The organism is Paenibacillus sp. JCM 10914 (genome assembly GCF_001315105.1).
Lineage (GTDB): Bacteria > Bacillota > Bacilli > Paenibacillales > Paenibacillaceae > Paenibacillus_AQ.
The window spans coordinates 284477-304409 of the sequence record NZ_BAZR01000002.1 but is presented as its reverse complement, the minus strand read 5'-3'; the positions used below and the strand labels follow the sequence as shown (position 1 = coordinate 304409).

The 19933-nt window shown below is 46.8% G+C and carries 22 protein-coding genes, 2 pseudogenes and 1 riboswitch; of the genes and pseudogenes, 5 read left to right on the top strand and 19 right to left on the bottom strand.

Annotated features, from left to right (window positions below; translation table 11 throughout):
• Nucleotides 1-140: 140 nt before the first annotated feature.
• Nucleotides 141-719: a thymidine kinase gene (locus JCM10914_RS04825; protein WP_023958052.1), complete on the top strand. Its 579-nt coding sequence runs from the start codon at nt 141-143 to the stop codon at nt 717-719.
• 17 nt (nt 720-736) lie between these two features.
• Nucleotides 737-949, top strand: coding sequence for a hypothetical protein (locus JCM10914_RS04820; RefSeq protein WP_023958050.1), 213 nt, complete (start codon nt 737-739; stop codon nt 947-949).
• 66 nt (nt 950-1015) lie between these two features.
• On the opposite strand, the gene JCM10914_RS04815 is transcribed toward JCM10914_RS04820, so the two are convergent.
• Nucleotides 1016-1882 carry a YitT family protein gene (locus JCM10914_RS04815; protein ID WP_023958048.1) on the bottom strand — a complete coding sequence of 289 codons (867 nt, stop codon included), beginning with the start codon at nt 1880-1882 and terminating at the stop codon, nt 1016-1018.
• A 97-nt stretch (nt 1883-1979) separates the two neighbouring features.
• Complete coding sequence (locus tag JCM10914_RS04810; protein ID WP_023958046.1) at nt 1980-2600, bottom strand: TetR/AcrR family transcriptional regulator; 621 nt, start codon at nt 2598-2600, stop codon at nt 1980-1982.
• A gap of 210 nt (nt 2601-2810) precedes the next feature.
• On the opposite strand from JCM10914_RS04810, the gene JCM10914_RS04805 reads away from it, so the two are divergent.
• Nucleotides 2811-3452, top strand: coding sequence for a TVP38/TMEM64 family protein (locus JCM10914_RS04805; protein WP_023958044.1), 642 nt, complete (start codon nt 2811-2813; stop codon nt 3450-3452).
• A 66-nt stretch (nt 3453-3518) separates the two neighbouring features.
• Here the strand turns inward: JCM10914_RS04805 and JCM10914_RS04800 are convergent, their stop codons facing one another.
• The 7 genes and pseudogenes from JCM10914_RS04800 to JCM10914_RS04770 form a co-directional block, all read right to left on the bottom strand.
• A complete protein-coding gene (locus tag JCM10914_RS04800) occupies nt 3519-4400 on the bottom strand; it encodes a GNAT family N-acetyltransferase (RefSeq protein WP_023958042.1) in 882 nt (293 codons plus the stop codon).
• Between the two features lie 155 nt (nt 4401-4555).
• Nucleotides 4556-4960, bottom strand: a complete 405-nt coding sequence (gene mnhG / locus JCM10914_RS04795; protein ID WP_023958040.1) for a monovalent cation/H(+) antiporter subunit G — start codon at nt 4958-4960, stop codon at nt 4556-4558.
• On the bottom strand, nt 4944-5237 hold the full coding sequence (locus tag JCM10914_RS04790) for a Na(+)/H(+) antiporter subunit F1 (protein ID WP_023958038.1): 294 nt from the start codon (nt 5235-5237) through the stop codon (nt 4944-4946). The genes mnhG and JCM10914_RS04790 overlap by 17 nt, the downstream gene beginning before the upstream one ends.
• Nucleotides 5234-5713, bottom strand: coding sequence for a Na+/H+ antiporter subunit E (locus tag JCM10914_RS04785; protein WP_023958036.1), 480 nt, complete (start codon nt 5711-5713; stop codon nt 5234-5236). The genes JCM10914_RS04790 and JCM10914_RS04785 overlap by 4 nt, the downstream gene beginning before the upstream one ends.
• Before the next feature lie 5 nt (nt 5714-5718).
• Nucleotides 5719-7196: pseudogene (locus JCM10914_RS04780) on the bottom strand (Na+/H+ antiporter subunit D).
• Nucleotides 7189-7527 (bottom strand): Na(+)/H(+) antiporter subunit C, encoded by a 339-nt coding sequence (locus tag JCM10914_RS04775; RefSeq protein ID WP_023958031.1) that lies wholly within the window; start codon nt 7525-7527, stop codon nt 7189-7191. The pseudogene JCM10914_RS04780 and the gene JCM10914_RS04775 overlap by 8 nt, the downstream one beginning before the upstream one ends.
• Nucleotide 7528: 1 nt before the next feature.
• Nucleotides 7529-10384 (bottom strand): Na+/H+ antiporter subunit A, encoded by a 2856-nt coding sequence (locus JCM10914_RS04770; protein ID WP_023958029.1) that lies wholly within the window; start codon nt 10382-10384, stop codon nt 7529-7531.
• Between the two features lie 236 nt (nt 10385-10620).
• Here JCM10914_RS04770 and JCM10914_RS04765 point away from each other — a divergent pair, with 236 nt between their 5' ends.
• Nucleotides 10621-10866: a hypothetical protein gene (locus tag JCM10914_RS04765; protein WP_023958026.1), complete on the top strand. Its 246-nt coding sequence runs from the start codon at nt 10621-10623 to the stop codon at nt 10864-10866.
• Here JCM10914_RS04765 and JCM10914_RS04760 read toward each other — a convergent pair.
• The 3 genes from JCM10914_RS04760 to JCM10914_RS04750 form a co-directional block, all read right to left on the bottom strand.
• Entirely contained in the window at nt 10857-11483 is a 627-nt protein-coding gene (locus JCM10914_RS04760) for a DedA family protein (protein WP_023958024.1), read from the bottom strand. The genes JCM10914_RS04765 and JCM10914_RS04760 overlap by 10 nt on opposite strands.
• Before the next feature lie 113 nt (nt 11484-11596).
• Nucleotides 11597-11872 carry a hypothetical protein gene (locus JCM10914_RS04755; protein WP_023958022.1) on the bottom strand — a complete coding sequence of 92 codons (276 nt, stop codon included), beginning with the start codon at nt 11870-11872 and terminating at the stop codon, nt 11597-11599.
• A gap of 27 nt (nt 11873-11899) precedes the next feature.
• Nucleotides 11900-12109: a hypothetical protein gene (locus JCM10914_RS04750; protein ID WP_023958020.1), complete on the bottom strand. Its 210-nt coding sequence runs from the start codon at nt 12107-12109 to the stop codon at nt 11900-11902.
• A gap of 194 nt (nt 12110-12303) precedes the next feature.
• On the opposite strand from JCM10914_RS04750, the gene JCM10914_RS04745 reads away from it, so the two are divergent.
• A complete protein-coding gene (locus JCM10914_RS04745) occupies nt 12304-13404 on the top strand; it encodes a hypothetical protein (protein WP_023958018.1) in 1101 nt (366 codons plus the stop codon).
• A 1-nt stretch (nt 13405) separates the two neighbouring features.
• Here the strand turns inward: JCM10914_RS04745 and JCM10914_RS04740 are convergent, their stop codons facing one another.
• From JCM10914_RS04740 to JCM10914_RS04710, 7 genes and pseudogenes are all read right to left on the bottom strand, one after another.
• Entirely contained in the window at nt 13406-13891 is a 486-nt protein-coding gene (locus tag JCM10914_RS04740) for a hypothetical protein (RefSeq protein ID WP_023958016.1), read from the bottom strand.
• Between the two features lie 214 nt (nt 13892-14105).
• On the bottom strand, nt 14106-15134 hold the full coding sequence (locus JCM10914_RS04735) for a hypothetical protein (protein ID WP_023958014.1): 1029 nt from the start codon (nt 15132-15134) through the stop codon (nt 14106-14108).
• A complete protein-coding gene (locus tag JCM10914_RS04730) occupies nt 15131-15484 on the bottom strand; it encodes a PadR family transcriptional regulator (RefSeq protein WP_023958012.1) in 354 nt (117 codons plus the stop codon). Before JCM10914_RS04730 ends, JCM10914_RS04735 begins: the two co-directional genes overlap by 4 nt.
• Nucleotides 15485-15848: 364 nt before the next feature.
• The gene (locus JCM10914_RS04725) at nt 15849-16697 is read right to left on the bottom strand and encodes a bifunctional 5,10-methylenetetrahydrofolate dehydrogenase/5,10-methenyltetrahydrofolate cyclohydrolase (RefSeq protein ID WP_023958010.1); all 849 of its coding nucleotides are present in this window, start codon (nt 16695-16697) and stop codon (nt 15849-15851) included.
• 70 nt (nt 16698-16767) lie between these two features.
• A riboswitch (ZMP/ZTP riboswitch) is annotated at nt 16768-16847 on the bottom strand.
• Nucleotides 16848-16909: 62 nt separating this feature from the next.
• On the bottom strand, nt 16910-17164 hold the full coding sequence (locus JCM10914_RS04720; RefSeq protein WP_023958008.1) for a YolD-like family protein: 255 nt from the start codon (nt 17162-17164) through the stop codon (nt 16910-16912).
• A gap of 223 nt (nt 17165-17387) precedes the next feature.
• Nucleotides 17388-18599, bottom strand: coding sequence for a GTP-binding protein (locus JCM10914_RS04715; protein WP_023958006.1), 1212 nt, complete (start codon nt 18597-18599; stop codon nt 17388-17390).
• 309 nt (nt 18600-18908) lie between these two features.
• Nucleotides 18909-19894 (bottom strand): annotated as a pseudogene (locus tag JCM10914_RS04710) (ABC transporter substrate-binding protein).
• Between the last annotated feature and the right edge of the window lie 39 nt (nt 19895-19933).

Genomic DNA, 19933 nt, shown 5'->3' with positions numbered 1-19933 from the left:
AGACTGCATCACCCTCGATAATCACTTAGTCCAGCAGATTCGATAGACACATGAGCCCAATAATGCGACAATATAATCTGCATAACATACTTATATAGTATTACAACGCATTGCGTTACAGAAAGAAAGGACGTTACAGCATGGCCCAATTATTTTTCAAGTATGGATCGATGAACAGCGGCAAGTCCATTGAAATTTTGAAAGTCGCTCATAACTACGAAGAACAGAACAAGCCCGTATTACTCTTCACCTCAGCCTTGGATGACCGTGATTCCGTGGGTTATGTATCCTCTCGAATCGGCCTGCGAAGAGAAGCTATTCCGATTACGGAATCAACCGACATATTCGGCATCGTTAGCGCTCACCACCCCAAACCTTATTGCGTGCTTGTGGACGAGTGCCAATTCCTAGGTAAAGATAGCATACTCCAGCTCGTACGCATCGTTGATGAATTGAACGTTCCTGTGATGGGTTTCGGCCTTAAGAATGATTTTCGCAACGAGCTCTTTGAAGGGAGCCGGTGGATGCTCATATACGCCGACAAAATCGAAGAAATGAAGACAATCTGCTGGTTCTGCGAACGCAAAGCGATCATGAATCTCCGCGTTATTGACGGCAAGCCGGTATTCACGGGTGAGCAGATCCTGATCGGTGGCAACGACACCTACTTCCCCGTATGCCGCAAGTGCCACACCAATCCACCACTGGACAAAACTTAGTTAAGGAGGATAGATTCGTGCCTATTGTCAGACCGTTAATGACTGATCCCGACTTTCAGGAAGTAATGGATCAAGGAATCCCCATACGCATCTTCAAAGATAATCATCTAATTGAGTCTGGAAGTCGTGTAATTCGGTTCACCGACGACACCATCATTACGCAGTCCAGCGTGAGCTCTCTGGGTTACCATAAGCGTGAGGAGTGCGAGTTTTTTGAAGTAAGGAAATAAGCATAACACTGCAAAAAACAGACCTTTGCGATCTTGCTGCAAAGGTCTGTTCATCTTGACATGTACCTAGTGAATATCCGCTTTGGCTGCATTGCCACCAAGAACATCCGCCACATTCTGAATCGAAATAAAGGCATTCTTATCAATTTCCTGGACGACTGTCTTCAACTTGGCAATCTCAAGCCGGGTGACTACGCAGTATATCATTTGCGTATCGGTCTGGGAATAGCCGCCTTTCGCATAAATCATCGTGGTGCTCCGTCCCAAGCGTTGCATGATCGCGCTGGATATTTCCTCATATTCGTTAGATATAATTGTGACAGATTTGGATTCGTCTAAGCCCTCCACGACAATATCCATCATCTTCGCTGCAATGTAGTAGGAGAAGATGGAGTACATCGCCGAATCCGCACCAAATACGAAGCCAGCCGTAATGAAGATGAAGACGTTGATGATCATAATGATCTGGCCGACTGGTATTCTCAGCCTCTTGGAGAGCAGAATCGCTACAATCTCCGTTCCGTCCAGCGCACCGCCGAACCGAATCACAAGCCCCACGCCCAGTCCGAGAATTAAACCACCGAACAGAACGGCGAGAATCTTCTCGTTCGTAAAAGGCTCAAAATGGTGCAGGTACATTGTCGTCAGCGACAGTACAATAATGCCGTACAAGGTTGAAAACGCAAACGTCTTGCCAATCTGCTTGTACCCCACGTACAGAAAGGGAAGGTTGATCAGAAACAGGAAGACCCCCAACTTTAAGGGGGTGATCGCTGACAGTACGATAGAAATACCGGTAATGCCCCCGTCAATAATTTGATTGGGAACGAGGAAAACCTCAAGTGCCACAGCCATCAAAATGGCTCCGATCGTTATAAAGATAAACCGTTTCACAATTTCGCCGACCGTCATTTTTTTATGATTTTTGACCATGCTTTTCTCCTTTATGTATATTTTTGCACACGAAACATCCGTTCGAAGAACCATTGTATTAGAAAAATGATCCTTGTGTCAATAATGACACAAGGATTTAGGGTTCAAACGATCCTTTTCCATGCTCAATATACATAAGGGATTGAAGATGTTGTTCAATAATCCGCTCGATCTTCTCGACGCTAAGCCGGCGTGGTCTCATCATATAATGAATCCCTAAACCATCAATCAGTGCGTATAGTCGCTCGGCCTCATGCTCTATATTTGCCCCTGGAGACAAGAGTTTGTGCTCAGCTAGAAATTGGATGGCAGCATAACATGTTTTGCCTACCGCATCAAACATCTCATGTATGATTTCTCCCAGTTCGGGGTAAATCAGTCCCTTGGCAACGATCGACATACAGACTTCCATCTCCATGCGTCGTTCGTTATCGAGCGGAAGCGAAAGTAATAACATATCCTTTAGATCGTTTATGAGATCCCCACGAAGAATCAATTCGTCATAACGCTTATGTATTCGTTGATTGATCTGATTCATGCAATACGCAAACAATTCCGCTTGGCTTGAAAAGTAATGCCTCATCGAGCCGACCGACAGTCCCGCTTCCACGGCGATGTTACGCACGGTCGCTTTATCAAGTCCCTCTCTCTGAATAACGCGAAGGGCTGCTTCAGCCACGTGCTGCCGTTGTTTCCCATGATCTACGATTTTCGGCATGGCAATGTTATACACATCCAATATAATAAATTCATGGTTTCGATCACCCTGTTCATATAATGGAAATTCTGTGGATAAGAGGTTATAAAAGGAACTAATTACCATGTTTGAGCGATTTATAATGTCTTCTTCCGTTATGCTATAATATATTCCATATTCCGATGGAATGAAATGACATCATTTAATTGAACATAAGAGAGGTTTCACAGCATGATGGAGTGGTTTCACAGCATTGGGACTAACCTGAAACATATCGACCTGGATCAGGTGCAAGGATGGTTACAGCAATACTCGCGATTAGGGCCCCTGCCCGGAATATTGCTACCGTTCATCGAGGCCTTTCTACCCGTACTCCCGCTTATCGTTCTCGTCATGGGCAACTCCGCTGCCTACGGCTTATGGTGGGGCTTCTTATTCTCCTGGATCGGTGTCTGCCTTGGCTCCATTACCGTATTCTGGATCGTGCGTAAATTGGGTGGTAATTTAGGCGTTCATATACAGCGTCGTATCCCCGGCTCCAAGCGGTTCTTTCATTGGATCGAAGAGAAAGGCTTCACCCCTATCTTCATCTTGTACTGCTTCCCGTTCACACCATCGTCGCTCGTTAACATCGCGTCAGGACTCAGCACCGTATCTGGATCTACGTTCATGATAGCCGTGATGGCCGGCAAATCCGTGATGATCTTTATGGTCGCCTTTATCGGACATGATTGGCAGGCATTTATCTATCAGCCGTGGCGGATTCTGATAGCTGCACTCGTGTTGTGGCTGTTATGGTTCGCCGGCAAGAGAATGGAGAATCGCTATCACTCCGATGAGCATCTGGAACCGATATTGCCACCGAAAAAATAGGACAACACCCGCCCGCTAAGCCGCGATTCGGGCCTGGCGGGTGTCTTTTGGCTTGCGCTCATCCCATCATAACACGTACGACGATAATTTATGGACCGTACGAAATCCAGTGGCGTTATACAAGCCAATAGCTGCATGATTGGAATATTCCACGCACAATGAGATTTCAGTTGCCTTCACTTCTCGGAACAGGAATTGCAGCGCTTTTTCTAATAAAGACTGACCGTAGCCAAGCCTCCGATACCTTTCCGATACGGCAATGTACTCGATGCTTCCATCTTGGATATCCGAATCTCCTTCGACGTATACATAACCTGCAAGTTGGCCTTGGTCGACAATGACGAACAGTCTGCGATCTTGATCCAGCATCTTCAGGATACGCTCAGCGTCATAATATGTATCTGGAAAAGCGTTATCGTGTAACTCCTGGAAATCTTCCGTGTAGTTAGGAGTAAACTCTACTACATGAGGACTGGTTTCGGATGGAGATGACGAAGGTTCTGCTCTCAGAACGATATGCTCTCCAGTCCGTCGACCGCCCTTCTTAAGGATAAATCGCTTAGCGAACTGATTCGCCTCATTATAAAATCCGAACATGCGATCAACTTGACCTTCGAGCTTCGTCATGCCCGTAGCCCATAGTTGCTCTGCAATCGCGCTCCATTCATCTTCTGCCTCGATAAATGGACCCCATATTTCAGCCGTTCGGCTATCTGGATCCACATTGAAGCCCAGCGCAGCCCGAATATCCCCCTTATCATCCATCAGCAGCGTAAACCATCGATCCATCTCGCCCGCGTCAGCGAAATCTTCTCTGAGCGTGCTGTGAATCTCCTCCGGGTCCTCACCGCAGTACCCAACATGGTGTCGGTCCTTACGGTTTAGTCGAGCTATAAATAAGGACAAAGGTTCAATTAAACTCACGATATCTTGTTGATAAATCTGCATTTCCATAATCTCCTTATATCTTGATAATCGATATGAATCCACATCGGTATGCACCTAATTCTACCATAATCTTTATGTATGCATAACAAAAAGGCAGAAGCTAATTACAGCTTCTACCCATTCATGTCGTAGTGAAGTCAAATTTCTGTAACGAATTATGCCTTACCTGACGCCTCAGCTCGTGCCTGCGCCTGTTCCTGCTCCTGTCGCTCGCGTTCCCGTTTAAGTTCAGGCTTCAATTCATCTCGAACGCTCTTCTCCCACAAGGACACACCCGATCGATAGGCGGCTCTACCATTGAGATGGCCTGCAAGCGGACCCGTAATGAATACAAAGAAAATACCGAGCAGGAGCTTAGCACTGACGTACTCCAGATAGAACGTAAAGTATAGAAATGCGCCCAGCAGGATCAATAACACCCCGAGTGTAGCACTCTTCGTAGCCGCATGCGACCGCGTATACACATCGGGCAGTCGTATTAGTCCGTAAGCGCTAAGCACACCGAGAATCGATCCAAGCAATACGCCCAGTGCAATCAGAAACTCACCGATCTGGCTCATCGTGAACTCGTTCAATGACATCACCCCTCTCTATATACCGTGAAAAGGCCGTCGTTCCGATAAAGGTAAGGATCCCGATCAACAAAATGATATCGAAGTATGAAGAAGTTTTGAACTTCATTCCGAGTACTGCAATCATGGATAACATCAGGATCCCGATCGTATCAAGCGACATAATTCGGTCGTTTATGGAAGGTCCTTTGAGCAACCGATAGAGACAACCGATGATGCCAAGCGACAAGAATAGTAATGACGCTATCAGCATGCCGTTGATCATCCTCGCGTCACCTCCCTAATTACTTTTTCAAACGTTCCCCGGATTTGGGATACCATCTCATCTGCGTCATGGATGTCCATGGCGTGGATATACAAGGTCTGTCCTTGCCTTGAGACCTCTAAAGTCAATGTTCCGGGGGTAAGACATATCAGGAGGGAGAGCACGGTAATCTCCCAATCCGTCTCCAGTTCCGTCGTGTACGAGAATATGCCGGGCCTCACATCCAATTTCGGTTTCAAGATTTGACCGATGACGATGAGGCTAGATTTCACAAGTTCCCTTAAGAGATACAGCGTCAAGCGAAACACATACCATAACTTGCGTGCGTAAAATTTCTGCGGCCAGAACCTTCGAAGCAAGAAGATTAACAACAGTCCTAATAAATATCCAACAATGAATTGCTGCGGGGTCCATTCGTTATTAAGAAACATCCAGACAACGCCGATGATGATATTCAGTAATATTTGAAAGCCCATATCCACTACTCCTTTAGCACGGCATTAATATATAGTGTTGGATCCGATAGCACGGCGCCTGCTTGAGAGGTAAAGGAATAGATCCATTCGGATCCGAGTCCCATGAAGATCACAACCAAGGTTAATCCGATCGCCGCCGTATAGTCACTCCAGCGAATGCTTACAGGCGTAGTACGGGCTGCCGGGGCTTCACCCCAGAATGCAGCCATAAATACTTTGATCAGTGAATATAGAACGATGATGCTTGAGCCCAAACCGATAAAGGTTAGAGCATAGTGACCACCACTGATCCCGCCGCTGACAATTAACACTTTGCCTAAGAAACCGCTTAACGGAGGTATACCTACGAGCGCGAGCGCAACTATGAAGAACAGCCAGCCAATCAGAGGATAACGTTTCATTAATCCTCCCATCTCGCTTAGCTTACTTGTGCCAGCAGCAGCGATCAGCATCCCGCCTAGAATGAAGAGCAGTGCTTTAGCAACCATATCGTGCATCAAGTAGTAAATAACCCCGTTTAAGGCATCCGGCGAAGCACAGCAATACCGAAAGCGATGAAGCCGACGCTTATCACGATATTATAGTTCAGAATCCGGCCCAGGTCCTTATAGGCCAATGCGCCAAGGCCTCCAAGAATCATGGTCGCCGCAGCCATCCAGCCCATGACGACTTGGACGGTACTCGGATCGTGATAGAAGATTAAGGTGAAGAAGCGCGTTATCGCATATAATCCCACCTTCGTGAGCAGTGCACCGAATAGTGCCGTGATGGCAATAGGCGGCGCATTATAGGAACCAGGCAGCCAGAAGAACAGGAACAATCCTGCTTTTAGAGCAAACACAATCAAGAAAAATATGCCGATAACGGATAAGATCCCTGCTTGCTGCACCTCGGCAACGCGCACCGACAGATGCGCTAAGTTGAGCGTGCCTACCGTACCGTAGATATACGCTACCCCTGCCACGAACATGGCTGAAGATATGATATTGATCAACATGTATTTCAAGGTTTCTCTAAGCTGACGTTTCGTTCCCCCCAGTACGATCAGTGCATATGAGGAGATCAACATCACTTCAAAACAGACGAACAGGTTAAATAAATCACCGGTCAGGAAGGACCCGATCACGCCCGCAATCAAGAATTGGAAGAACGGATAGAAATAATATTTCTCTCTCTCCGCTCCAACATTTTGGAACGCATATAGCAAGCATCCAAGTGATGCAATCAAGGTTGTCAGAACCAATAGGGCAGCGAACATATCTGCGACAAAGACGATGCCGTAGGGTGGAAGCCAGCCCCCCATATGCAGGGTTTGGATCCCGGATTCATGAACCTGATTGATAATGAATATAGTTACCGCCATATTTGTTATGACGCTAATGACGCTGAACCAGCGTTGAAAACTCGTAAACTTCGACAAGAAAATAAGAATGACCGCCGTCAAGAGTGGTATAAGCAGCGGGAGAACGATCACATTATTCATCTTCCGTCCCCCTCAACTCCTCCATATTGTCTGTGCCCAAGCGCTGATAAGCCTTATACGCTAGGACGAAAAAGAACGATGTTACACCGAAGTTAATGACGATGGAAGTCAGGATGAGCGCCTGAGGAACCGGATCCACATAAGTTGAGGCTTGTTCCCCAAGCAGCGGTGCCGCACCGGTCTTCAGTCCTGACATCGTGAGCAATAGTAGATGAACACCATGGGTGATCAGTGAGGTACCGAGGATAATCCGCAGCAGGCTTTTGGACAGGATTTGATACACGCCAACGGCAAAGATGATCCCGATTGCTATAGCCATATATAGTTCCATGTTATTCATCCCTCCCTATCGTATTGATCATCGTCATCGTCACGCCAACAACCGCCAGATAAACGCCAAGGTCGAACAGGACAGCGGTTGCCAGCTCGGTTTCGCCTAATAACGGTAGTGTACGATATTCGAACGCATGACTTAGGAATGGCAGCCCAAAAGCAAACGAACCGATTCCGGTCAAGAAAGCAATAATTAGGCCGATCGCTGTTACTTTTTTATAATCGAGCGGCAGTATCTTCTTCGTCATATCCATGCCATATACAACTGACAGCAGCACGAGCGCAGCAGCAGTCATCAATCCGCCGATAAATCCGCCTCCCGGCGCATTATGGCCTGCACTAAACAAGTACCACGAGAAGGTGACAACGATAAAGACGATCACTTTGGAAACGGTTTGCAAAATGACGTCATTACTATTAGGCAGGTACATGTTCTCCATGTGTGCACCTTTGCCGATGATGTCTCCTCGATCAATCTTAATCAAGGCATAAATGGCGTACGATGCAATGCCCAACACGGTAATTTCGAGCATCGTATCAAAACCTCTGAAGTCAACCAAGATCACGTTGACGATATTTTTACCGCCTGCTAAAGGATAGCTCTCTCTGATAAAGAAATCGGCAATCGAATCAAATACCCGTCCACTGGACGCGGCGAGTGTCATCCAGGTAACAATTGCGCCTACGCCGATTGCTATCATCAAATTTCTGGCGCGCAGCCTAGGCGATATTTTCTCGCGCTTCAGTTTAGGCAGATGGTAGAAACATAACAAGAACAGCATGACGGATACCGTCTCAACAATCATCTGCGTCAACGCCAAATCAGGTGCACGTAGAAGTACATAGAACAACGTAACAATATACCCTGCTGCGCCTGTCAATATAATCGCCATCAGACGGGACCTTACGAATGGCAGAGCAATGACAGGTACGATCAGTGCTGAAAGTGTGACGGCCTCATACACGGTAATTGGGGCGTAAGAGCTTGTATCGATCTGGAATGGTCCAGCAACAATAAGGCTAACCCCCAGTGTAACGATGAAAAAAGCAAAGATATAAATGACGTAATGACGAATGGAACCCGTCATGTAAGTCGTAGTGAGCGATCTTGAACCTTTCTCCAACAGACGCAAACCACCATCATACAAGCCATTCCAGGAAACTCGGGTAGACAATGGCTGACTCAAAACAGCTGATTTACGATGAAGTTTGTACAGTATGGTTCCGATGACAACAATCCCAATCGTCATATAGATCTCCGTTGTCCATCCGTGCCACATCTCGATATTGACCATGAATCGATCCCCCGGAGCCAACATCCGTGGATGCACGGCAGCAAGTGCCGGTTCAATGAGAGAATAGGACAACAGGTTCGGGAACAATCCAATCACGACCGCGAGTGATGCCAGGATAGCGGGAGAAATAAGCATCCCGATCGGAGCTTCATGCGGCTTCTTCTCCAGCATCTCAGGCTTATATTTACCTGTGAAAGTTCTGAATACCAGAATCATGCTGTAGACGAAGGTAAACACGCTAGCAACCCATGCGATCACAGGAATAAGCGCACCCCATACATCGACGCTCCAGAAATTCATCTCCGCAGCTTTCAACACCGCAGTAAAGAACATCTCTTTACTTAAGAAGCCGTTAAACGGTGGCAGACCCGCCATAGAAAATGCCCCGATTACCGCTACGCTGAATGTGATCGGCATGAGCGTCATCAGTCCGCCCAGCTTGCGCAGGTCGCGTGTTCCTGTCTCATGATCGACAATGCCGACCACCATAAAGAGCGCGCCCTTAAAGACGGCGTGATTGATCAAGTGGAAAATAGCCGCAGTTGTCGCTTTCGTATACAGCAGCGTATCGACACCGCCCCCATAATATGCGGCGGCAGATCCAAGCCCGAACAGGCTCATAATCAAGCCAAGCTGGCTGATCGTCGAATAAGCAAGTAGCGCCTTGAGATCCGTTTGTTTAACCGCGCGAACGGAAGCATAGATCAAGGTCACCAAGCCCGTTACCGTCACGATCCAGAACCAAGAAGCTTCCCCTGCGAATACAGGACTAATGCGGGCAACCAAATAGATACCCGCCTTGACCATCGTCGCAGAGTGCAAGTAAGCACTGACCGGAGTTGGCGCTTCCATCGCATCTGGCAGCCAGATATGGAAAGGGAACTGCGCTGATTTCGTAAACGCCCCTAATAGAACAAGAATCATAGCAGGTATAAACAGGCCTTCGCCGGATATCGTACCGATCTCGCCGATAATCTCTCGAACGCTGAACGTTCCGGTCATCACATACAGCATCACGAAGCCGGCTAACATCGCTAGACCGCCAAATACGGTGATCAGCATCGACTTGAGCGCACCGTATCTCGAACGGTCACGATGGTTCCAGAAAGCAATCAACAGAAAGGACGAAATACTGGTTAACTCCCAGAAACCATACAATACTAGTAGGTTATCAGATAACACTACACCCAGCATCGCACCCATAAATAAGAGGAGATAAATATAAAATCGATGGACAGCCTCTATATTCTTGTCCATATAGTAAATGGAATACAAGACAACAAGCGAACCTATGCCCGTTATTAAGAGTGCAAAGATTAGACTTAACCCATCCAAATATACTGCAAAATTAATACCTAAACTCGGTATCCAATCGGCAATCGCAAGAATCTGCTCGCCTCCCTGGATAGTAGGAATAAGACCAGCGAAATAGATGAACAGTACGACAGGCACCGGCAGAATAATCCAACCGATGTGAACACGTCCAATGAGCTTGTAAGTTAGCATAACTACAAGCGCTGCTATGATGGGTGTAAGAACGGCGATGTGCAGCAAAGACAAATTCTACTCCTCCTAATTTCTGATTTTTCCTCAACAGTATTACCCTATTTATCAAGCATGAATCCAGAATAAAACAAAAAGAGCCCGTTGGTGACAGGCTCCCCCTATAAAATGATGATTAATTGTAAGATTCATACTGACATTTATTATATCTTGAGATCAAAACTTTGTCAAAGCGCTTTGAATGAAAATTATGTGAACAGGGAACCAATGAAGGTAAAGGAGTGGTTACCCGCATGATTCGAAAAGCAACGATATGTATCACGATTTTGCTGGCCATGAGCGCAATAGCCCTATGGGCAAATATGTATTTAACGACCCGTTATCCCGTTTCTGATCCTGCGGGTACGCGAATTTATCAATTGTCTCCAAATGGTACGGCAATTCCGATTAGATACGCGCCGAGAGAATACGTTAAGATTATTCGTATGTCACCTAATGTTGATTCCAAATGGGAAGAACAGCCCGCCATTTATCCGTGAAAATGTATCTCTTGCTCCGATTTGCTTCTTTTATTTCTTCGCATGAACCTGCTGATGATCCAAAGCGCAACCAATAGCGAAACGGCACCAACTACATAATAACCATATTTATTAATAAAGACCCCGATATGATCAATGACTTTATCCCCAACAACTAAACCAAGCGAATAATAGATGGACGTCCACAGAAATGAAGCCGTGTACGAGAACAAGGCAAAATTCGGGTATGGCATCCCCTTCATCCCGACAGCATAAGGGGTGACATTACGCAGAATCGGCAGGAACGCACTAATGCAGATGGCATAGTTACCATACTGTCGCGTCAGCTTCTCGGAAACTTCGAGAAACTGGCGTATTTTCTGACGATCACTGAATCGATCTAATAATCGACTGGCTGTAAACCGACTCAGCATATATCCAACCGTAGATCCGGAGCAGATCCCCAGGTAAATCATAAAAAAGGATGGCACGGGCGACAGTATGCCGGATGCCGCTAACGTCCCGCCTGTCATCGCCACGACCTCATTAGGTACTGGCAGCCCTACTAATCCAAGACATAATACAAGAAACAAGGCATAATGCCCGATCTGTTCAATAAATTGCAGTAGCGTATCCACGTTTCGGCCTCCTACCCACATCGTAATTCCAGTTTATAGGAAACCGTGGTTGCCGCAACCGATCTTGAGACGAGGATACGAACTAGACCTGGGACCAGGTCTGCTTGGAAGGATTACATATTTTTGTATGCCTTGATGAACGACTGCGGATCATGTTTAACGGTATAAGAATACACACCTTGTTGCGTGTGCAAATACAACAACCCGCCCCCATCACCCATGGGACGGAAAGAAAGATCGAATACTTGCTTGATCGGAAATTCACGGTATTGGGTTACGATTTTATCCTGATAAAGGAACATTTCTCGACCCTGTTCCTCTGTTCTTTGTTCAATACCGTCCACAACGCGTTGAATCTTATAATACGGTTGTACAGCAATCCAGCTCACTTTTCTTCCCTCCCGTTGATGTGATCTTTAATTACGCTTGGAAGACTTCGTGCGACTCTTCGTTATCCTTCGCTTCTTTATTCGTTCCATTAACTCAAGCGCTCCTACGAACATAACAAACAGCACAAACAGTGACGCTGCCCTACCCGGTTCCATGAGACCGGCAATAGAAGCGATGACACCTGTAATACCTACTATAATAATACCTAGTACGGAAAGTTTCCAACCTGTCAACATATGTATTCTCCTAGCCTTTATGATGGGGAACACACGGAATGTACCACATGAAAATAGGACTTTCAAGTGTCCTGCCCATAATGACACTGGGTCATTACGATTTTTGATTGCCAAGGATCAGTTTCATTGTAATAATAAATACAGGGCTAGAGAAAGCATATCCTTACAGACATCCATACGACAGGAGGTACGATATGAATTCATTAACCTGGCTACTGTTGGCTCTATTTATCCTCGTGGATATTGTAATCATTGCTTACTTCATTAAACGATTTGTTAAGAAAAAAAATGAGCACCCACCATTAAGACAACGAAACCGAAGACAGCGGTTCCTACATGCACCGGAACCTCCCGCCGTGACAGAACCGCAAAGTCCAGCGCACGCCATTGCAGCCCGATTAGAGTCGTCCATGCCATCGTCCCTGCCTGGCATGGTTAGACAAAGGGTTCTTACCGAGCATACAGAAATGACAGAGCGAGAGTATGAGTGGCGCTGGCTTGAGCTTAAACGTTTCTTCGTGATGTGTGCGGTACTGGATCGGGTGCCGATGTTCAGTAAGGCCGTCGATGAAATATGGCATGAGATGCTAATGTATACATACGAATATCAACAGTTCTCCGACCGTTTCCTAGGACGCATGCTGCACCACGCCCCTAACCCAGGGGGAGAGAATATTCCGATGCATCATGAACGGGCTTGGTTTGATACGATTTACGTGGAACTATTCGGCTGGAGCGAATACAGTGCTGCGTTATGGGGCCCCTTCTTCCGTGTGCCATTGCCGCGAGAGGAACTGGAGGAGTTCCGATATCCGAATTCATTCGTTGAGAACGAGCGCTTTAATCAGTGGACCTACGAGCATATTCCCGAAGCAGCGATCGCGATCGATACGGTGACCAATAACCTCAAACAGAGATTAATCGAAGCCCAGGATTCGCCTGACCACGAAACGCACGGCAAACAAAAAGTGAATTTCGGCAACCAGGAAGTTCTGCTCGCTGCTGCGGTATATTTCGCTTGGTATCATGCTGATGATTATGCCAACCAGATGGTGCCTGATGACCGCTTCGCGGGTAAAAACAGCGGCGCAGCTGCAGTTATGCAGCTGCTTGCGGTTCTGGAGGGGACAACAAGGGAGATGCCTCGAGCAGCAACGACAGCGGGTCTTCCTGCAGCGGCAGTAGCTGTTCTTCTTGCGGCGGGGGCGGCTGCAGCAGTTAGCCGTTGCATACCAAGAACGCGTGCAGCGAATGAATACACATCCCTTGCACGCGTTCTTATTCGTTCATATTGAATTAGGAGGACGTACGGGTTGAGGAGAGGGTCATCCCTGCGCGAGTCTGCGGACCAATCTTGCGAACTGATATTTGGTTTCGCTCTGCCCAGTCGGTTAATTCCTGAATACCTAAACAGTTCTTATCTTCGAACTTAAAGCTGGTGAACATCGCACGGGTAGGCTTCCCCTTTAGCTGGATTTGAAAGGTAGCCTTATGGCAGCCCGACACCTTAATTTCACGAATTTGTCCTGCCTGAATCTCTTGACCATGAATATTGAGCGAACTTCCATCCGTTGGTATGGCGAGTTCTCGTTTAACTAACCTGGCGTATGCCTCGATGCCAAGGGCTGCAACGATAACCACATTAACAACCATCTGCATGTAGAATAACACGGGATAGGAATACTCAGTTAATGTAGCGACTTGGAACATCACAACACTAATTACCAAAGATAACAAGATAATGTCTTTCATTCGCGTGGAATATTGAATGGCATGCTTCATAACGATCAACTCCGTTCATTCTGTAAGGGTTTACAATGTCTCATGTCTTATTATATCACCATTGTACATATTTTTGACACATATCATTCACATTTTTGTCAAATAAACAATGTGCATGATATCACAATATGTGCTTCCCCCTGCAAATAACAGGCAAAAGGGATATCCAAACATGAATTCACTCATGATTGGATATCCCTTTTTGGAAAGTGTGTTACTTTTTGCTAACGATGGCTTTGACATTTCCATTCTTGAAGATCTTCATAACATGCGAAATCGTATCGATCGCCGTAATCGCAATAATCACGAAGAGCAGTCCGTCTTTAAATTTGTTCCAAATATCAAAGACGACATCATAGGCTTCTCCGCTTGGCGGCACAATGCCAGACTCAACCAGTCCCTCCATGAATGCCGGGTTCCAGACCGCTGAATCAGAGAATACAATTACCATGGCAACCACGGATGCCAGATTAAAAATGATATGCATCACAAATATTTGCGTCGTCCATCTTCTTACAACCAACTTCATCGCATTGATCATGATGCTAATCGCTGTCAAAATCCATATGAGCGGTAGATACTTGGCAAACGCATCGATATCAAACACCGGAGTAACAAATGAAATATTCTCCATGAAACGATGGACGCCGACTTGTTCCAACGAGAAGGTAAAGATAACGAAGACTACAACGGCGAACATGATGCCAAGCACTGGCTCTATCGGCTTAATCCGACCGGTAGATGGCGGCAGCGACGGCAGATCATGCGGTGTCCACGTGGAACCTGTCGTTACCTTGTAGCTGCCGCGATATTCAATATAGGCAAAGATGACCGTCACCCACGCAAAGCTTTGGATACTTACACTAATCACTGTGACCACATAATCGAGCAAGCTCTGCGGAATGTTCGCGGCCGTGCTTGTGAAATACTCCAATATGGACACAATCCCCATGACAACAACCAGGGAATATATCACAATCTTCAATACAGACCAGTAGTGATCAATCAAACCAGGACCAATTAAATATCGTTGCTTCTCTCGATAACGTGCAGCCATAGCATAGGGTGGGCCCAGTTCGATAAGTACCTGCTCTACATCATTGGCAGTTGCTTCCTCGTTCAAACCTCGCTCTTCAAGCATATCTTCAATGAGTCCCCTTAATTCTTGTTCAATATCTGCACGCTGTGATTCAGGCAGCTTCAGCGAGACCGCGTAGACATATCGGTCAATTAACTCTCTCATTCCGATTCCTCCCTATGATCTATAAGCCCTTCCAGACTAGTCATCATATCCTTCCATTCACTGTATAACTGACGGTAGATAACTTTACCTGTCTCACTTATGATGTAATATTTCCGCGGCCGCGCCTCATTCGTATCCCACTCGCTGCTGAGAAGTCCTTGCTTCTCTAACCTTCTCAATAAGGGATATAAGGTACCTGCTTCCACATTCATTCCTCTTTCCTGCAGTCTAACTACCAATGAATACCCGTATTGAGGCTTAGATACTTGACTTAGCACACCTAGGATAATCGTCCCTCTTCGTAGTTCCTGAACCAAACCAATCAATATGGAATCTTGTTCTTCAGACATTTCATCAGCTCCTGGAAATGATTATACTGTATGTCACACACTAATGTAAATAAACAAATAATAATTATTATACTTTATTAAATAGGCTTATAGAGGTATGATTTACACGGCTATCTAACAATGTAAAAGCCATGGCAATGCAAGGATCAATTCCTAGGCACGGCCATGGCTTTTTAAATTTGTTTTCTCGATGCTGGTCGACTGCATCCACGTTGCGCGCCAACGCGGATATGATCGTCTGACCATAGTCGAAGTCTCCAAGCCGCTGTTTCAATCGTCAAACGGTTACGAACCCGCGTGGTGCCAAAAGGACCGCGCCAAGGCACGGTCCTTCTACATCATATAAAATATAATTGGGTTCAGATTAAACGGTTATGCTTCTCTCTGCGGAATCCACCGTATGCTTGAGCAGCGTGGCGATTGTAACCGGACCCACACCGGCAGGTACTGGCGTAATAGCAGAGGCGTTCTTCGCACAAGCTTCGAAGTCACAGTCACCGATATTGCCTTTGTTATAGCCGGCATCCAGCACTACCGCTCCCGGTTTAATCCACTCCCCTTGAATGAAGTTAGGTTTGCCTACTGCCGCAACAACGATATCGGCTTGTGACACGATCTCTCCGAGCTGATTCGTTCTGGAATGACAGATCGTCACGGTCGCGTTCCGGTTGAGCAGCATCATGGATACCGGTTTACCTAAGATCGGACTTCGTCCGACAACAACAGCGTGTTTACCCTCGATCGGCAGATCGTAATAATCCATAATCGCAATAATGGCAGCAGGCGTACAAGAAGGATACTCGGCAAAACCAAATGCATTTTGCGAGAATCCAAGCGTGGTGACGCCGTCCACGTCTTTGGCAATGTCGATGGCATCGAAGGCTGCGCGCTCATCGATATGATGAGGTACCGGATGCTGAAGCAGGATGCCATGGACATTCGGATCCTCGTTCAATTCCTGAATGGCCGTGATCAACTCGTCCGTCGTTGTTGACTCATCCAGCACGACCTTTCTGGAGATAATACCGAGTCGTTCACAAGCATTTCCCTTCATCCGCACATAAGTCGCCGAAGCCGGATCATCTCCTACCAAGATCGTCGCCAGACAAGGGGTTACCCCTTTCTCTTTAAGCTCCTGCACCTTCACAGCCAGCTTGGCCTTGATATCGTCTGACACCTTTTTTCCATCCAAAATAACAGGTTCCATACTCATTGCAAATCCGCTCCCTCGCCAATGTTATTGAGATAAACATAAAGAGGCAAGGCGACACGAATGTCTCCTTACCTCTTGCCCAGGCGTACGGCATATGATCCTATGTGCTCCCTCTTGGTGACCCAAGCTACGCCAGTAACACATAGATAACTTTTTTTAATATACCATGACTTCGAGATCGATGCTACCGAATATCTTAGAATGTGGCCACATTAATAATCCCTAGAATAATTTACTTCCATGATGTCCATAAAAGGAACTTTCGTAATGGCGCCATTCTGTCTCATATGTACCTTCCCGGTACGGGAGTCCATCTGATCAATCTGCCCAACCACCGTCTCTTCCCAGCCCCATACCGTTAGTACAATCACGGATTCCTCATGATAAGCTTCTGTAAGCTGATTACCCAGCTCTTCAAGTACAAACTCGTCTCGTGTCGGTCGCTTTGCGACCTTGGTTTTGGCCATATTCCTAATCCTCCTGATCGTTGCTGTTCATGTTGTTTACCTTTCCTTCCAGTATACATGATGGCTCTTGAAAATGCTTCGCTGCCACAAATCCCGTTAGATTACAAAAAAGAACAAGCCCTATACTCAAGATTAAGGCTTGTTCTTAGTGTTTATTCTATGTCATTCTCTCGAACTATAATCGTAATAATTACGATTAAATTCAAACAAAAAAATATAGTCTTTACAGGGCGTCTTCATTACTCTCTATCGCCATCCATGGCAGTGGGTTATGAAACGCCGACCAATCCAACTGCATCTCCTCCGGTGTCAACAAACATTCGTCAAGCTCTTGCTCGATGTGCTCCTGTTCCATTTGTATCCCGATCATCACAAGTTCGGTCATCCGATCCCCCCAAAAAGGATCCCATTTTCTCCGTATACCCGGCTCGCTCTGAATGAGCTCTTGCTGCTCCTGCTCCGTAAGTGCCGCAATCCAATATCCTGCCGGTCCGAACTGAATGGACGGTCCGGCCTGACTTATGCTGGCAGCAACATCCTCTCGTATAGCAAGCCAGGCAATGCCCTTGGCTCGTACAACCTCTTCTGGCCAATAACTCAAAAATTCCGCCAGCCGTTCAGGGTGGAACGGCCTCCTTCTGCGATAGACGAACGAGCTAATACCGTATTCATCCGTTTCGGGCACATGCTCTTCTCGCTGAAGCTCCTGAATCCAGCCGGGTGCCTGGCTCGCTTTTTCAAAATCGAACAAACCGGTATTCAGTATTTTCCGGGGAGCTACCCGTCCTCTCACCGTTCGAATGATTGTGGCGCTAGGCTGAAGCTTGCGTAGTATGCCTTCTACTTTGGTCAATTCGTCTCCGCTTACCAGATCGCACTTGTTCAATAACAGCACATCACACATCTCGATCTGATCGATCAAGAGATCCACAACTTCACGCGCATCATCTTCGCCCAGTGCTTCCTTGCGATCTAGCAGGCTTTGACCGGAAGAGAAGTCCTTCCAGAAGCGATTAGCATCCACGACCGTCACCATGCAATCTAGCCTAGCGAGGTCAGACAACTTTACGCCGGACACCTCATCCGGATAAACAAAGGTTTGCGCGACCGGCGTTGGTTCTGATATTCCCGTCGATTCAATCAGAATATAGTCAAAGCGTTTCTCTTCCGCCAACTTCTGTACTTCCTGCACGAGATCCTCTCGCAGCGTACAGCAGATGCACCCGTTCGACATTTCCACCAACTTCTCATCCGTGCGCGACAGACTACCTTCTCCACGAACGAGATCAGCATCGATATTGACCTCGCTCATATCGTTTACAATCACAGCCACCTTCAAACCCTCACGATTATGCAGCACATGATTAAGCACGGTCGTTTTGCCAGATCCGAGGTATCCGCTAAGCACGGTCACGGGTATTCTAGTATCGTTCATATGATTTTGCCTCCATCCTTTAATCGTAATAATTACGATTTACTCGTAACGATCTTATATTGCTCTTGATGGATTGTCAAGGGAACAATGAAGACGCAAGGATTATTCCGGCAAACTGGTAAAAAACAATTAAGCCTGTTTATTCACTTTAATCGTCACGGTCCGCCGTGGTTTAATATAAGTGTCCCGGCGGATAAGTAATTAGGAAAGGAGGCTGAACGAATTGATTCAGAATATGGAGGTGGCGTTCGCGTAAGCGGATGTCACGACAAAAGGGAGTCCCTCCGGACTCCCTTTTTTGCTTACCTGTTATTCATAAATAACGGCTTGAATTTCTTCGCTATCGATATTGGACTGATCATACCAGTAGAAACCGGTGTCGATCTGCGGTTCGACAGGCTCGCCCTTGATGGCAGCCACAGCGGCTTTAACCGTCTCATACCCGATGCCTACCGGATTCTGAGTAATGGCGCCAGCCATCGCTCCGCTCTTAATCGCATCAATCTGCTGTTTACCGGAGTCGAAGCCGATTACCACAATTTGACCAGCTTTCTTCATCTCCGCCACGGCGTTGACGATGCCTACGGCAGAGCCTTCATTCGCGCCGAATATTCCCTTCAAGTCCGGATGTGCTTGCATCATCGCTTTAGCCAAGTCCGTGGATTTCAGATGGTCACCACCGCCGTATTGGATATCTACGATCTCAATATCGGGATATTTCTCCTCGATTTGATTCTTGAAGCCATCGCGGCGGTTAGACCCCGTTACACTCGTCTGGTCGTGAACAACCATCGCAATCTTGCCTTCATTGCCGATGAGCTCCGCCATCTTATCCGCTGCCATAGCCGAAGCGGCAATGTTATCTGTAGATGCCGTCGTCACCGGAATATCACCTTCCACTCCGGAATCGAACGCAATGACCGGGATGTTGGCATCCTGCGCTCTCTTCAGGTAAGGAAGCGCGGCCTGACTGTCGAGTGCGGCAAATCCGATCGCACTCGGTTTCTTATCGAGTGCAGCTTGCAGCATCTCGATCTGCTTGTCGACTTGAGTCTCTGTCTCCGGACCTTCAAAAGTAATCCGTACCCCGAACTCTTCCCCGGCTTGTTCCGCTCCATTTTTCACAGCTTGCCAGATTGATGCTGGAATCCCTTGGAAATAATCGGAATATAGATTTCGCCTTCGCCACCTGACCCAGCACCTCCCTCGGAACTCTCATTGGACGAGGCACATGCGGCTAACAAACTTGTCGTCAGTAACAATACCAACGCCAGTACAGATATCTTCTTCATCATTCATTCTCCCCTTATTCATCAATATGACAACCTCTATAG

Excerpts from the sequence above, each read along its gene's own strand:
- JCM10914_RS04745 (WP_023958018.1), top strand. The coding sequence starts at position 12,304 with ATGAATTCATTAACCTGGCTACTGTTGGCTCTATTTATCCTCGTGGAT.
- JCM10914_RS04810 (WP_023958046.1), bottom strand. The coding sequence starts at position 2,600 with ATGCCGAAAATCGTAGATCATGGGAAACAACGGCAGCACGTGGCTGAA.
- JCM10914_RS04790 (WP_023958038.1), bottom strand. The coding sequence starts at position 5,237 with ATGATCAACGGCATGCTGATAGCGTCATTACTATTCTTGTCGCTTGGC.
- JCM10914_RS04720 (WP_023958008.1), bottom strand. The coding sequence starts at position 17,164 with ATGGCCAAAACCAAGGTCGCAAAGCGACCGACACGAGACGAGTTTGTA.
- mnhG (WP_023958040.1), bottom strand. The coding sequence starts at position 4,960 with ATGAGCCAGATCGGTGAGTTTCTGATTGCACTGGGCGTATTGCTTGGA.
- JCM10914_RS04730 (WP_023958012.1), bottom strand. The coding sequence starts at position 15,484 with ATGTCTGAAGAACAAGATTCCATATTGATTGGTTTGGTTCAGGAACTA.
- JCM10914_RS04725 (WP_023958010.1), bottom strand. The coding sequence starts at position 16,697 with ATGAGTATGGAACCTGTTATTTTGGATGGAAAAAAGGTGTCAGACGAT.
- JCM10914_RS04765 (WP_023958026.1), top strand. The coding sequence starts at position 10,621 with ATGATTCGAAAAGCAACGATATGTATCACGATTTTGCTGGCCATGAGC.
- JCM10914_RS04825 (WP_023958052.1), top strand. The coding sequence starts at position 141 with ATGGCCCAATTATTTTTCAAGTATGGATCGATGAACAGCGGCAAGTCC.
- JCM10914_RS04750 (WP_023958020.1), bottom strand. The coding sequence starts at position 12,109 with ATGTTGACAGGTTGGAAACTTTCCGTACTAGGTATTATTATAGTAGGT.
- JCM10914_RS04800 (WP_023958042.1), bottom strand. The coding sequence starts at position 4,400 with ATGCAGATTTATCAACAAGATATCGTGAGTTTAATTGAACCTTTGTCC.
- JCM10914_RS04735 (WP_023958014.1), bottom strand. The coding sequence starts at position 15,134 with ATGAGAGAGTTAATTGACCGATATGTCTACGCGGTCTCGCTGAAGCTG.
- JCM10914_RS04775 (WP_023958031.1), bottom strand. The coding sequence starts at position 7,527 with ATGGAACTATATATGGCTATAGCAATCGGGATCATCTTTGCCGTTGGC.
- JCM10914_RS04815 (WP_023958048.1), bottom strand. The coding sequence starts at position 1,882 with ATGGTCAAAAATCATAAAAAAATGACGGTCGGCGAAATTGTGAAACGG.
- JCM10914_RS04805 (WP_023958044.1), top strand. The coding sequence starts at position 2,811 with ATGATGGAGTGGTTTCACAGCATTGGGACTAACCTGAAACATATCGAC.
- JCM10914_RS04715 (WP_023958006.1), bottom strand. The coding sequence starts at position 18,599 with ATGAACGATACTAGAATACCCGTGACCGTGCTTAGCGGATACCTCGGA.
- JCM10914_RS04785 (WP_023958036.1), bottom strand. The coding sequence starts at position 5,713 with ATGGGCTTTCAAATATTACTGAATATCATCATCGGCGTTGTCTGGATG.
- JCM10914_RS04740 (WP_023958016.1), bottom strand. The coding sequence starts at position 13,891 with ATGAAGCATGCCATTCAATATTCCACGCGAATGAAAGACATTATCTTG.